This is a genomic window from Sphingomonas sp. LH128 (assembly GCF_000293195.2).
GTDB lineage: Bacteria > Pseudomonadota > Alphaproteobacteria > Sphingomonadales > Sphingomonadaceae > Novosphingobium > Novosphingobium resinovorum_A.
In genome coordinates this window covers 1-13,986 of record NZ_ALVC01000646.1, presented here as the reverse complement: position 1 = coordinate 13,986, position 13,986 = coordinate 1, and the positions used below count along the sequence as shown (strand labels likewise).

General features: G+C 64.0%; 10 protein-coding genes and 1 pseudogene. 7 read left to right on the top strand and 4 right to left on the bottom strand.

The genetic code is table 11. The annotated features are described in order from the left end of the window. Positions 1 to 12: 12 nt before the first annotated feature. Entirely contained in the window at positions 13 to 1,221 is a 1,209-nt protein-coding gene (locus LH128_RS30860; protein ID WP_008833619.1) for an ROK family transcriptional regulator, read from the top strand. Here the strand turns inward: LH128_RS30860 and LH128_RS30855 are convergent. Beyond that, on the bottom strand, positions 1,218 to 1,961 hold the full coding sequence (locus LH128_RS30855) for a GntR family transcriptional regulator (protein ID WP_008833618.1): 744 nt from the start codon (positions 1,959 to 1,961) through the stop codon (positions 1,218 to 1,220). The genes LH128_RS30860 and LH128_RS30855 overlap by 4 nt on opposite strands. Before the next feature lie 53 nt (positions 1,962 to 2,014). Then, positions 2,015 to 3,250 carry an MFS transporter gene (locus tag LH128_RS30850; RefSeq protein ID WP_008833617.1) on the bottom strand — a complete coding sequence of 412 codons (1,236 nt, stop codon included), beginning with the start codon at positions 3,248 to 3,250 and terminating at the stop codon, positions 2,015 to 2,017. 273 nt (positions 3,251 to 3,523) lie between these two features. Here LH128_RS30850 and LH128_RS30845 point away from each other — a divergent pair, with 273 nt between their 5' ends. Both LH128_RS30845 and LH128_RS30840 read left to right on the top strand, forming a co-directional pair. Continuing rightward, a complete protein-coding gene (locus LH128_RS30845; protein ID WP_008833616.1) occupies positions 3,524 to 5,668 on the top strand; it encodes a TonB-dependent receptor in 2,145 nt (714 codons plus the stop codon). Positions 5,669 to 5,869: 201 nt separating this feature from the next. Then, entirely contained in the window at positions 5,870 to 7,774 is a 1,905-nt protein-coding gene (locus LH128_RS30840; protein WP_008833615.1) for a glycoside hydrolase family 3 protein, read from the top strand. Between the two features lie 14 nt (positions 7,775 to 7,788). Here LH128_RS30840 and LH128_RS30835 read toward each other — a convergent pair whose 3' ends face one another. After that, positions 7,789 to 8,823 carry a 4-oxalomesaconate tautomerase gene (locus tag LH128_RS30835; protein ID WP_008833614.1) on the bottom strand — a complete coding sequence of 345 codons (1,035 nt, stop codon included), beginning with the start codon at positions 8,821 to 8,823 and terminating at the stop codon, positions 7,789 to 7,791. 79 nt (positions 8,824 to 8,902) lie between these two features. Continuing rightward, the gene (gene ligK, locus LH128_RS30830) at positions 8,903 to 9,577 is read right to left on the bottom strand and encodes a 4-carboxy-4-hydroxy-2-oxoadipate aldolase/oxaloacetate decarboxylase (RefSeq protein WP_008833613.1); all 675 of its coding nucleotides are present in this window, start codon (positions 9,575 to 9,577) and stop codon (positions 8,903 to 8,905) included. Between the two features lie 98 nt (positions 9,578 to 9,675). Here ligK and LH128_RS30825 point away from each other — a divergent pair, with 98 nt between their 5' ends. The 4 genes and pseudogenes from LH128_RS30825 to LH128_RS30810 form a co-directional block, all read left to right on the top strand. Further along, positions 9,676 to 10,839 (top strand): LysR substrate-binding domain-containing protein, encoded by a 1,164-nt coding sequence (locus LH128_RS30825; protein WP_037522464.1) that lies wholly within the window; start codon positions 9,676 to 9,678, stop codon positions 10,837 to 10,839. A gap of 67 nt (positions 10,840 to 10,906) precedes the next feature. Further along, positions 10,907 to 11,764: an NAD(P)-dependent oxidoreductase gene (locus tag LH128_RS30820; RefSeq protein ID WP_008833610.1), complete on the top strand. Its 858-nt coding sequence runs from the start codon at positions 10,907 to 10,909 to the stop codon at positions 11,762 to 11,764. A gap of 3 nt (positions 11,765 to 11,767) precedes the next feature. Further along, positions 11,768 to 12,793: an amidohydrolase family protein gene (locus LH128_RS30815; protein ID WP_008833609.1), complete on the top strand. Its 1,026-nt coding sequence runs from the start codon at positions 11,768 to 11,770 to the stop codon at positions 12,791 to 12,793. Between the two features lie 689 nt (positions 12,794 to 13,482). Continuing rightward, a pseudogene (locus LH128_RS30810) lies at positions 13,483 to 13,908 on the top strand (tyrosine-type recombinase/integrase); the annotation flags it as partial. Positions 13,909 to 13,986 lie beyond the last annotated feature (78 nt).

The window sequence follows — 13,986 nt, the reverse complement described above, 5'->3', positions numbered from 1 at the left end:
CGAAAGCGCGGCATGCGCGTCGATCGTAACGCCAACGTGCAGGACGTGCTGGGCTTCCTGCGCAGCAACGGTCCCGCCAGTCAGGCCAGCATTGCCCGTTCGACCGGGCTCTCGCGCGCGACCGTAAATCACATCGTGCAGTCCCTGCGCGATCAGGGCGCCGTGCAGTACGAATGGAAGAACAAGCGCGAGGCATTCGTCTGCCTGGCCTCGACACAGGGCTCGGTCATCACGCTGACCGTCAGCGACGCCCTCATCAAGGCGTCACTGTTCGAGTTCAACGGGCAGGAACGGATCGACGTCGTCTCGACCGACCTGCCCGAACACCGCGATGCCGCGCCTTCCCCGGCGATGGCGCTCGACATGGCCAACCGTCTCGCCAGCCTGGCACGGCAGCGCGGCGCGCAGGCAGTGGGAATGGCCGTTGCGATCGTCGGCCCGATCGATCGCGCCAGCGGCACGATCGCGCAATGGGCCTGGCAGCGCCTGCCTAGCTGGAAGCAAGTGGACATCCACAAGTACTTCACCCGTCACCTGCGCATCCCGGTGGCGGTGGACAACGACGCCAACTTCGCCGCACTGGCGGAATGGTCATGGGGATCGGGGCGCGGCTGCGGCGATTTCCTGAACATCACCTGCTCCGAAGGTATCGGTGGCGGCTTCATCATCAACGGCGGCATCTACCACGGCGGCACGGGCCTGGCTGGAGAGATCGGTCACATGGTCATCGAGGACGCGGGTGACCTGTGCTTTTGCGGCAGCCGGGGTTGCCTGACGAGCCTCGCCACCGAACGCGCCATCCTCAAGGCCTTGCCCGACCTCGGCTCTCCGAAGACCACCCTGCACGACGTCATAGAAAGCGCCCGCCTGGGCGATGCCGCGTGCCAGCGCGTGCTGTTCGAGACGGGTCTTCATCTTGGCCGCGCACTGGCGACGGTGGTGCGCGTGATCGGCCCCAGCGCCATCTCGATCGGCGGCACGCTTGGCCGAGCGGGTGACATCGTGCTCGGCGGCCTGCGGGCATCGGCCGAAGTCATCAACCTGAGCGCGATCGGTAGCGGCACTCGCTTCTGCATAGCCGAAATCCTGGACGATGCGATCGAACTCGGCGCACTGGCATCGGTGCTATCGCAGATCGACACCGGGATGAACAGCCTGGCGCCCTGGATGACCCGCCCTCAACCGCTGGCCACCACAACGGCTGCAGCGGCAACCGGTTAATCCCCGGCGGCAACCTTGCGCGGCTTGCGCGGCGCGTTCTTGCGAGGCTCCGTCTCGCGCTGCACCACTGCCTTTGCCTTGCGCCGTTCGAACATGCTGACGCGTTGGTGATTGGCGTGTTCCCGGAACAGGAATTCGGCGCGCGCGCCATCGCGCCTACGCACAGCATCGACGATAGCGTGGTGGAAACCGTGCGCCCGGTGCAGCATGGCAAAGGCCCGCCGCAAGCCCACCTGATCGAAGACGATCACCGACGGTGCCACAAACGGCACGTTGTTGAGCCGCTCGATGAACATCGAAAGCAGTGGCGACTGGCAACCCTCAATCATCAGGCGATGAAAGCGTTCGTTCATGCGCCCGTACTCAAGCTCGTCCTCGCGATCGAGGTGATGCTTCTCAAACAGCGCGTCGCCTTCGACCAGGCATGCCTCCAGCGCCTCCAGCACCGCCGGATCGGCTCCGCGCTCGGCCAGCGTACGCGCGGCCCAGCCTTCCAGCGTGGCGCGCAAGTCCAGCGCATCGTCGATCTCACGCTCGCTGACCGCCGCAACAACATAGCCGCGCTTGCCCACCGGGCTGAGGAAGCCCTCCACCGCCAGCCGCGGCAGGATGTTGCGTATAGGGGTGCGAGACACGCCCAGTCTTTCCGACAACGCCGCTTCGGTCAGCCGCTCGCCGGGGGCCAGTTCTTCGCGAAGGATCATCTCCTTGAGCGTGTTTTCCAGCGTCGTGTTGCTCATCGCGGCACAGGAAGGATTTCTCGCCGAACTGTCAATGCCATTGGATCCCGAACCTACGCGTGCACCAGTTCGATGCGCGGCACGACAAGGTGCAGCAAGAGCGTCGCGGCAAGGTAGGCGACCGAGGCCACTGCGAACATCGGCCAGTAGCCGTGGCCGTTGGTCAGCGACCATCCGGCGAACTCTATCATCGCCATGCCGCTAAGGTTGCCCGCAACCGAACTGAGCGCGGTGACGGTGCCCACGCGCTGCAGCGGCACGATGTCGGCGGTGAGGCCGAAGATGTTGGTGACAAAGCCGTTGTGCGCGAATAGCGCGACCCCGATGATCGCTGCCGCCGTCCATGCGCTGCCGACGTGAAGTGCCAGCGGCAAGGCCAGGATAAGGACGGAAAACAGCAGCATTGACGACTTGCGGGCCGCGTTGACCGACAGCCCGCGCCGCAGCAGTGCCGGGAACAGGCCGCCGCTCGCCAGTGCTCCCAGCGCGGCCATCGCATACGTCAGCGCCACCGGCCCGCCGATCTCGGTTTGGGTCAGTCCGAAGACCTTGCTGAACAGGTCCGGGATCCAGAACAGCAGGAACCACCAGACCATGTCCGCCAGCGCCTTCGAGCCTGTGATCGCCCAGGTCCGCCGATCGGTGAACAGCGCCTCCCAGTCCACGCCGGCTTTCGCATCACCGGAGGTCGCGGCTGCGGTGGAGTGCAGATGACGCGTGCCCAGCAGCCAGAACGCCACCCAGATCACACCGAGTCCGCCCGTCAGCAGGAACGCTGATTTCCACCCGAACGTCACCGCAACCACCGGGATCACCAGCGGCGTCAGGATGGCTCCAATACTGGGCGCGGTGGCGATCACGCCAAGACCGAAGGAGCGTTCCCTGAGCGGCAGATACTGTGCCGTCGCCTTGACCGTGGCCGGCCCGGACACCGATTCCCCCAGCGCCAGCGTCACGCGTGCCATAACGAACTGGGTTACGGTTGCGGCAGCGGTATGCGCCATGCCCGCAAGGCTCCAGACCGCCACGGCCCAGCCATAGGCGATGCGTACGCCGAAACGGTCAACGAGCCAGCCCGAGAACAGCACCGACGATGCCATCGCCAGACTGAACGCGGAGCCAAGGTGCGCAAAATCCTCGTCGCTCCAATGGAAGGTGGCTTCGAGCGTGGGCTTGAGCAGCGCCAGCACCTGGCGATCGACATAGCTCAGCACGGTCCCGAAAAAGACCAGCGCGATCAACACATAGCGTCTGCGTGCCTGCGCTGCGGCGTCTGCATATTCTCCCAAGGCCGGTTCCTTAATTCTTTGATGCGGGGGCCTGTATCCACGGCCTGCCGCGGCGCCGCCTCCCGTTGGACCATGCATCCGCAGCTAAAAGAAGGCGGCACTCTCGTCAACATTTACGGAGTCCCAAATAGCGCGATTATTGCCTGTATTCGGGAGTTTTTCATTCAATAAGCAAACATTCGGGATCCAAATTGTTGACCAGAAAGAATCACTCCCTTAGCGGTCGGCCCCGTCAGATGGAGCCGACCAGCGCTCATCAGGGAGAGAAAATCTATGACAAGGTTCAGGGCGTCCCACGCCGTCAGCACCCTCGCATTGATCGCCGCAACGCCGTTCGCCGCACATGCGCAGGAAACCGCCACACCTGCCGCACAGGAGGCCGACGGCGGCCTTCAGGAAATCATCGTCACCGCCGAAAAGCGCGAATCGAACGTCCAGAAGACCGCGATCGCGATCGACGTCGTGACTTCGGACAAACTCGCCAAGAACGGCGTCGCCAACATGGAATCGCTGCAGGCGGTGGCACCGGGCATTCAGTTCGGCCAGTCGGGTGCGAACACCATCGTCACCGTGCGCGGCGTATCCGGCCGCGATACCTCCGAGATCGGCGACCCCGCCGTCGCCATCAACATGGATGGCATCTTCCTTCAGCGTCCCGCCGGCATGAACGCTGCGTTCTTCGATCTCGACCGCATCGAAGTGCTGCGCGGCCCGCAAGGCACGCTCTACGGCCGCAATGCGACCGGCGGCGTCATCAACGTCGTGTCGAAGCGCCCCGAACTGGGCGACTTCGGCGGCTATGCTGCAGTCGATGCCGGGAACTACAACACCATCAACCTCGAAGCCGCGGTCAATATCCCGGTCGGCGACACCATCGCCATCCGCGCTTCGGGCATCCGCCGCGAGCGCGACGGTTTTCGTGACGTCGGCAACGGCCAGCGCGGGGACGACGAATACTCGCGCGGCGGCCGCCTCCAGGCGCTGTTCAAGCCCAACGACAGCCTGAGCGTTCTGCTCTCGGGCGGCTACCTGAAGCAGAGCGGCTTCGGCCCGGTCCAGGCGGGCTACCCGACCACCCGCGCCGAGCCGCCGACGGACTGGGACGAGGTTAAGACCATCCCGCTCAACTTCAAGAACGACTACGACCTGACCCGCAAGACGCTCTCGGCGCAGCTCGACTACGACTTCGGCTCGGTCAAGGCGACCTACCTGTTCGGCTATGTCGGGGTCGACAAGGACCAGACCTTCGACAACGACGGCACCGCGACCAAGTCCTACGTCTTCCGCGCGGGCGAATTCTCGGACGACACCAGCCACGAACTGCGCCTGTCATCGAAAACCGGTGGTCCGTTCACCTGGCAGACCGGCCTGTACTACTACAATCAGGATCTCGCGGTTCGCTCGCAGAACTACGTCAACCCGAATGGCAACGTGGTCCTGCTTCGCGACTACCACTATGACGTGCAGGTGAAGTCAAAGGCCGCCTTCGGTCAGATTTCCTACGCCTTCACCGATCAGTTGAAGGCGAGCGCGGGAATCCGCTGGTCGCAGGACACCAAGACCCGCACCGGCTATGCTTACAACGGCCCCAGCCTTGCCAATCCGCCCGCGACGCAGCCGGTACTGAACTATGCGCCGACGGACGACCGTTCGCGCGACAGCGACGTATCGTATCACGTCGGGCTCGACTATCAGGCGACGCCGGCCAACCTCGTCTATGCCAAGGTCGACAAGGGCTACAAGTCGGGCGGTTTCACCTCGATCAACGCCTATGGTCCGGAAACCGTAATCGCCTATGAAGTCGGCTCGAAGAACCGCCTGCTCGGCAACACGCTGCAGTTGAATCTCAGCGGCTTCATCTACGACTACAAGGACCAGCAGGTCAGCCAGACCACCAACCAGGGTGTGCAGGTGCTCAACGCGGGCAATTCCCGGGTCAAGGGCATCGAGGCGCAAGTTGAGTGGAAGGCCAGCAACGCGGACTCCATCGACCTGTCGATCAACTGGCTCGATGCGAAGTTCAAGAAATTCGCGGTCAACACCGGCGGCGTCAACGTGGACCTTGCCGGCAATCATCTGATCCAGGCGCCCGAATGGTCGCTGTCGGGCGGCTACCAGCACGTCTTCGAACTCGCCAATGGCGGCGACATCACGCCCCGGGTGCAGGCGACCTATCGCTCAACCTCATACCTGACGTTTTACAACAGGGCGAACGACCGCCAGAAGCCTTACGAGACGGTGGATGCAAGCCTCACCTACACCGCGCCTGAAAACGCCTGGAGCCTTCAGGCGTATGTGCGCAACCTGACCAACTCGGTGATCCTCACCGGCGCCAGCATCGGCTCGTTCACCGGAACGAACTTCTACCAGTTCGCCGCCCCGCGCACCTACGGCGTGCGCCTGCAGGGCAAGTTCTAAGCTCTCCTCCTGCCGGCCCGCGACAGCTCCTCCTGTCGCGGGCCGGATTTTCCTCTTTCCCTTCCCCTCACAGCCGTCCACCACGGCACTCTGACGGACGGCGGAAAGCAGACTCTTTCGATGATATCGACACGGCATCGGTTGCTTCTTGCCAGCACTGCAACGCTCGTGGCGTTGGCCGGAACCTCAAAAGCAGAGGTCTTGCCCCGGCAACCGTCCGTCGAGGCACACCGAAAGCCCGTCCTGAAGATCGACGGGCTGCGTTTCCACGATCTCGATGGCGACGGAAAGCTGACTCCCTACGAGGATTGGCGCCTCTCGCCCGAAAAACGGGCCGACGATCTCGTCGCCCGCATGACGCTCGCGGAAAAGGCCGGGACGATGATGCACGGCACCTTGCCCGGCGCCGGTGGCGCGCTCGGCCGGTCGGACAGCGGCTATGATCTGGACCGCGCTGCCGCGATGATCCGCGAACGGCACGTCACCAGCATGATCACCCGCCTGGTGCTACCGCCCGCAAGGATGGCGGCGCAGGACAACGCCGTGCAGGAACTCGCAGAAGCGACGCGCCTTGGCGTCCCGGTGACGATCAGTTCCGATCCGCGCAATCATTTCCAGAATGTCGTCGGAGCCAGCGAGAACGCCGCGGGCACCACCCAGTGGCCCGAGACGCTCGGCCTCGCCGCATTGCGCGACCCGGCGCTGGTCGAACGCTTCGCGACCATCGTGCGTTCGGAGTACCGCGCGGTTGGTATCCATCAGGCGCTCTCGCCGCAACTCGACATCGCGACCGAGCCGCGTTGGTCGCGCATCACCGGGACCTTCGGCTCCGATCCGGCGCTGACGAGCACGTTAGGCGCGGCCTATGTGCGCGGCTTCCAGGGTGGCGCTCACGGCCTTGCCAACGACGGGGTGATGACCGTGGTGAAGCACTGGGTCGGCTACGGCGCATCGATCGATGGGCTGGACGGGCACAATTCCTACGGTCGCTTTGCCCGCGTCGGCGACAAGCTGAACTTGCACGTCCAGGCCTTTCACGGAGCGCTCGATGCCGGAGCAAGCGCTGTGATGCCTGCCTACACGACCCTTCCCGGCGCGATCGTTGATGGCCAGCCCGTCGAGCCGGTCAGCGCCGGCTACAGCAAGGTACTGCTGACCAACCTGCTGCGCGGCAAGCTCGGCTACAAAGGGATCATCCTCAGTGACTGGGCGATCACGCTTGACTGCGACACGCGCTGTAGCGCGCCGAACAAGGACGCGCCGCAAAGGCCCGAGGACATTTCCACTGCCTGGGGCGTCGAAGACCTCAGCGTCGAAGATCGCTACGCGCTGGGCGTCACAGCTGGGATCGACCAGTTCGGCGGCACCGATGCGGTCGAGCCGCTGCTGGCAGCAGTGCGCAACGGCAAGATCACTGAGGCGCGTATCGACCAGTCGGTGCGACGTATCCTGATCTCCAAGTTCCAGCTCGGCCTGTTCGAGAATGCCTACGTTGATCCGGCGGGGGCCGGGACAGTGGTCGGTGCCGCGCGGCCCGAAGCGGAAGCAACGCAGCGAGCGGCGCAGGTTCTGCTGCAGAACCATGGCCTCATCCCGATCCTAACCAAGCGCAAGGTGTGGCTGCTCGGGATGTCGGCGCAAGCCGCACAGGCCGCCGGGCTGGAAGTGGTGGGCGATCCTGCAGAGGCGGACTTCGCCGTCATCCGTGCGGACACCGCGCACGAGATGCTGCACCCCTATCACTTCTTCGGTAGTCGCCAGCACGAAGGCCGCCTCGACTACCGCGACGGCGATGCCGCCTACGAAGCTCTGAAGCGGGCAACGGCGGCGGGTACACCCACGCTGTTCTCGATCTTCATGGACCGTCCGGCCATCCTGACCAACGTGCAGGACAAGGCTGCGGCAATTCTGGTCAACTTCGGCGCCAGTGACGCCGCGGTACTTGATGTCGCGCTCGGCAAGGCAACTGCGCGTGGACGGCTGCCATTCGAACTGCCACGGTCGATGGCCGCCGTCGAAGCACAGGATCCTGCGTTGCCGGATGACAGTGTCCGGCCGCTCTACCCCTACGGAAGCGGCATCATCACCAGGCCCCTCTCACGCTGACGGCGTGGGGGGGATCAGCCGAAAACGACCCCATCCATCAGCTTGCGCGCCGTGCGCAGCAATGCGGCGCTGGTGACCGCGCCATTGTCGTCGGTTTCAAGCACGCAGGTCATCTCGCCGGTCGGGTGTTCGACTGAGAGGGTCTTGCGCGTGCCTGCAGGAACGTGCGCGACTTCGGCAGCAGGCGATCCTTCGAGCAGGCAGGCCGTCGCCACCGATACCGCACCCAGCACGCCAATGGTGGCATGGGCGCGATGGGGAATGAAGCTGCGCACCGTCACTGCCCCGCCGTTCTTCGGCGGCGCGACGAGCATCATCTTGGGCACCGACTTGTCGGTAACGTCGCTCAGGTTCATCCGCTCACCCACGGCCAGCCGGATCGCCTCTATCCGCGCCTTCAATTCGGTATCGGCATCCAGCGTCTCACGGTCTTCATAGCCGGTGACGCCCACGTCCTCGGCCTTGAACACCACGCAGGGCATGCCGTTGTCGATCAAGGTGACCGGCACCCCGGTCACTACATCGACCGCATTGCCGGTAGGCAGCAGCGCTCCGCATGAGGACCCCGCGGTGTCGCGAAATTCCAGCGGCACCGGGGCATGAGTGCCCGGAACGCCGTCAATCGCGGCATCACCTGCATAGGTCACGACACCGCCGGGCGTCTGCACCGTGGCCACCGCGACCTGCCCGGTGTTCTCCATATAGATCGCCACCCGCGTCTCATCGCCGGTCGCGGCCACAAGGCCGCGCTCGATCGCGAAGGGACCGATCCCGGCAAGGATATTGCCGCAGTTCTGCGCATCGGTGACGAGGGCCTTGTCGACGAAGACCTGCAGGAACAGGTAATCGACGTCGATCCCTTCGCGTGCGGATTTCGCCACGACGGCGACTTTGCTGGTCAGCGGATCGGCGCCGCCCATGCCGTCAATCTCGCGCGGATCGGGCGACCCCATGACGCCCAGCAGAAAGGCATCGCGCGCCGCCGTGGCGGCAGGCAGATCGTCCTTCAGGAAGTAGCCACCCTTGGACGTTCCGCCGCGCATCCACATACACGGAGCGCTGCCAAAAAACTTTGTGCCGGCCCTTCCGGGCCCAGAACCGGTTCCCACTTCTGCTGAAGGGTCCGGGTCAGACATACCTCAGCCCTTCCTTCTCCAGACGCTCACGCATCTTGTACATATCCAGGCCAAGGACGCCATTCGCCAGCTTCTCACGCTTTTCGCCTTCGTTGGCTTCGCGGGCCTGCGCGGCGGCAAGCACTTGGGCGGCTTTCTCGCGCGGGACCACGCAGACGCCGTCGTCGTCAGCGACGATCACGTCGCCCGCCTGCACGGCGGCATTGGCGCAGACCACCGGAACGTTGACCGAACCCAGCGTGTTCTTGACGGTGCCCTGCGCATAGACTGCCTTGGACCAGACGGGGAAGTTCATCTCCGTCAGATCGCGCACATCGCGCACACCCGCGTCGATGATCAGGCCACGGCAACCGCGCGCCTGCGCACTGGTGGCCAGAAGATCGCCGAAGTAGCCATCTTCGCAAGGGCTGGTCGGGGCGAGCAGCAGGATATCGCCGTCCTTGAGCTGTTCGATAGCCACATGGACCATCCAGTTGTCGCCCGGCGCCGCGCTGATCGTCACTGCAGAGCCTGCAATCCGCGCCCCGCTGTAAATCGGGCGCATATAGCTGGCGAGCAGGCCGGTGCGGCCCTGCGCTTCATGGACGGTGGCAACGCCGCACTTGGCGAGACCGTCGATCACGGCCGGGTCGGCGCGCTCGATGTTCTGGACGACGATACCACTCATGACATGCACTCCTAGTTTTGTCCCGAGATGGCGAAAGCGCTGCCGAACCGGAAAGAGAACTTTGGAAAGTGCGATAGGATTTGGCTAAGAGTGGCTGCATGGACATCTGGAGTCTGAACCTTCGGCACCTTCATGCGGTGGAACGAATTGCCGGTCTGGGATCGGTCAATGCCGCTGCGAGCGCCGTCAACCTCAGCCAGCCCGCGATAACACAAGCGCTGAGGAGGCTGGAGGACATGCTGGGCCTGCCCCTGTTCGAGCGGCGCCATGACGGAATGATCCCGACGCGCGCGGGCGAGATCCTCAGCCCCCGCATCGCCGCTGCGCTGACGCATGTACGCAGTCCGCATGTCACGATGTCACGAATGCGGGCAATGCTGGCCGTGGCAGAGACGGGCAGTTACACCAGCGCGAGCCAGGCGACGGGGCTGTCCGTGCCCTCCATCCACCGCGCGGTAGGCGATCTGGCGCTTGCGCTGCGCCGAGCGCTAGTCAGCCGCCGGGGCAAGTTTGCGATCACCACCGATGCGGGCAATCAACTGGCGCGCGAATTTCGGCTGGCCCAAGTCGAACTGGAAACGGGACTGTCCGAAGTCATGGCCCTGCGCGGGCATGAGACGCGGCGCATTGCCATCGGCGCCATGCCGCTATCACGCGCGCGCATCCTGCCCGCCGCCGTCGCCCGCTTTCTGGCGCGCAGGCCGCAGGTCCGGCTCACCATCGTCGAAGGATCGCGCGCCGAGCTTGTCGAGCCGCTGCGCAGCGGCGTGATCGACGTCATGGTCGGCGCCCTGCGCGAACCGCTGACCGAGCCTGACCTCGCCCAACATCGCCTGTTCGATGACGTTCCGGCATTCTATGCGCGGCACGGCCATCCCTTGGCGGGTACATCGCCCGCCGGTGCGGACATGGCACGGTTTCCTTTCACACTGGCCCCGCCCGGAACCCCGTTGCGTGAAAGTTTCGAAGGTTATTTCACCGACCTTGGCCTGCCCTTGCCGCCGGTTCCGATCGAGTCGGGGTCCGTGATGATGATCCGACAGGTACTGATGGGCACGGACTTCATCGCCCTGCTGTCCCCCGATCAGGTGTCGGTGGAAGTCGAAGCCGAATGGCTGCGCCCCCTCGCCCGCCTGCCCGAACGCTTCGCCCGTACAATCGGCATGACGACCCGCGCATCGCTGCTTCCCACTGAGGTCCAGTCGGAATTCTTCGCCGATCTCAAAGCGGCGGCGCGCGAATGCGGCATCACGCAAAATTAGCACACGGTTATAGCCCTTCGCCAGTTCCGATTTGCTGCACGAAAGACGCGCCGCCACCTAGAGCGGTATGAGAGGAACAATAGCCCTGATCGGCTTCGGAGAGGCCGGATCGACATTCGCCCGCGCCGCTGCATGGGGATCGCAGGCCGCAGCCTTCGACAAGGCCGCCGCCCGTCGCGCCGTGATCGACGAACTGGGCGTGACGTCCTGCGACGGCGCGGCGCAGGCGCTCTCAGGCGCCGCTCTCGTCCTGTCGCTGGTCCCTGCCGATCAGGCGCTGAATGTCGCCCGCGAATGCGCCGGGCTTATCGCACCCGAAGCCCTGTTCTGCGACATGAACTCCGTCGCCCCCGGCACCAAGCGAGAGGCCGCCAGCGCCTTTGCGGAGGCTGGCAAACGTTATGTCGACGTCGCCGTGATGGCTCCGGTCAACCCGGCGCACATGGCTGTGCCGCTCAACATTTCCGGGCCTGACGCGGCGGAGGCGGAAAGCCTTGTGCGCGAAGCGGGCTTCACCAGAACCGCTGTCGTCGGCGATGCGATTGGCCGTGCTTCCGCCATCAAGCTGGTGCGTTCGGTCATGGTGAAAGGCGTGGAAGCACTCACCGCCGAGATGATGCTGGCCGCCCATGCGGAAGGGGTGGCCGATGCGGTCCTCGCCTCGCTCGATGCCAGCGAGAAGACGAATTCCTGGCCGGAACGCGCCGATTACAACCTTGATCGCATGCTGATCCATGGACGACGCCGCGCTGCGGAGATGGCCGAGGCCGCGCAGATGCTGCGCGATCTGGGGATCGACCCGCTCATGACTAACAACACGGTCGCCCGCCAGCAGGCGCTTGGCGATCTTGCAATCGAACCACTACCGCAGGGCTTCACCGCAAAGCTCGCGGCAATTACTGCCATATCCAAGGGAGAAAGCTGAGCCATGTCGCTCGTTATCGACTGTCACGGTCACTACACGGTGCTGCCCAAGGCGCACGACGCCTGGCGCGAGGCCCAGATCACCGCGTTCAAGGCTGGAGAACCAATCCCCGCCTACCCCGAAATTTCCGACGCGGAAATTCGGGAGACGATCGAGCAGAACCAGCTGAAGCTCATCAAGGAACGCGGCGCCGACCTGACGATCTTCAGCCCCCGCGCCTCGGCCATGGCGCACCATGTCGGCGATCAGGCGATTTCCGAGGAGTGGGCCTTTCACTGCAACAACCTGATTGCCCGGGTGGTCGCGATGTTCCCCGAGACGTTCGTGGGCGTCTGCATGCTGCCCCAGTCCCCCAAGGCAGACCTAACGGCTTCGATCAAGGAACTGCGCCGCTGCGTGGAGGAACTGGGCTTCATTGGCTGCAACCTCAACCCCGATCCGGGCGGCGGCCATTTCGAGCACCCGCCGCTGACCGACGAATACTGGTTCCCGATCTACGAGGTCATGTCAGAACTGGACGTGCCCGCGATGATCCACGTTTCGGGTTCGTGCAATCCGGCGATGCACGCCACCGGCGGCTTCTACATCGCGGCGGACACGGTGGCGTTCATGCAGTTAATGCAAGGCGACCTCTTCGCGAAATTCCCGAAGCTGCGCTTCATCATACCGCACGGCGGCGGCGCGGTGCCTTATCACTGGGGCCGGTATCGCGGGCTGGCCGACATGCTGAAGAAGCCCAGCCTCGACGAATACATTATGAACAACGTGTTCTTCGACACCTGCGTCTATCACCAGCCCGGCATCGACCTGCTGGCCGACGTGATCGCCAACAAGAACATCCTGTTCGGCTCGGAGATGGTCGGCGCGGTGCGCGGGATCGATCCGCAGACCGGGCATTACTTCGACGACACCAAGCGCTATGTAGATGCGCTGGACATCTCGGATAAAGAGCGCCACGCGATCTTCGAGGGCAACACCCGCAAGGTCTTCCCGCGCCTTGACACCAAACTTATAGAACGCGGGCTATAATCCAAAGATACCCTGCCGACACAAGCCGACGTTTAGACGCTGATTTTCGCCGCCTAGGTGCGGCTTGTCGGATTTTCACAATCTTGATGCCAAAGACTAACAGATTTCGATTATTCCGGTTATCAGTGGGCAATTGTGGATACTGTCGGTTGGTCCGCTACCCCGGCCTAAGAGTTCGCTCTCGTAAAAACGAAACTACGGTACGGATAAAAACTGGCCGGTAGTCGATTGTGCGGTCCAGGGCGAGGTAACAGGGGTAGCTGACACTGACTTAGAGGCGGCCGCCGCTAGCAGACGACCAGAGCCGGTCGCTCATATCAGTCGGTGAACGCCTTGTCCTGACGGAAGCTGTCATAGGGCATCTCGCGTGGTGTCGAAGAAGTTAGCTTCATCGCGAAAGAACAGTGTCCACAGTCGAGCTCGGTGGTTGAGCGGCGGCCGGCGCTTAAGTCGGCTGACCGACGAACAGAACGCCTTGGACTTCCTCGCATGTGCCGAGCGGCCAAGAGGTCGCCAGCCGTGCCGAGTTTTTGTCAGTTCTGTTTCCGCTTGCCGATCAGTGCGTCGATAATGATCGAGCTGAAATTCAAGAGCGCCATCATTCCGCTCACGCGCATCAATCGGCAGACGGGCGCGCCCTATGTCCGCCCGAGGGCCGTGACTGTCTGCAATGACCAGCAGGTTGCGACCGCGTCGAGCAGGGCGAAGGACGCAAGGACCGCAACGCCATGCTCTCATCGCACCTGCTGGACTTGCTCCGTCAATGGTGGCGCGAAGGCAAGCGGCGCAGAGTGATGCTACCTCATGGCTGGCTGTTCCCCGGCCGCAGCGGCACGGATCCGGTCTCGGCTCGCCAGTTGCACCGCGTCGTGCAGGAAGCGGCCGAGCGCGCCGAGATCCACAAGCGGGTAAGCCCGCTTACACTGCGCCACTCGTTCGCCACTCACCTGCTCGAGCAAGGCGTCGATATCCGGGTCATCCAGGTGCTGCTGGGACACGTGAACATCAACACGACCGGCATCTATACCCAGGTCTCGAGCAAGACGATGCGGGCGGTGGCCAGCCCGCTCGACCAGATCGTGGCCGTGATGGAAGGCAGGGCACCTCCCGGTTGAGCCGGTGCGCACCTCACTCGAGGTCGCCGATATCTTCCGGAGCAGCGGGCCGGCCTATCGCGCGGCCCATGCCGGGCA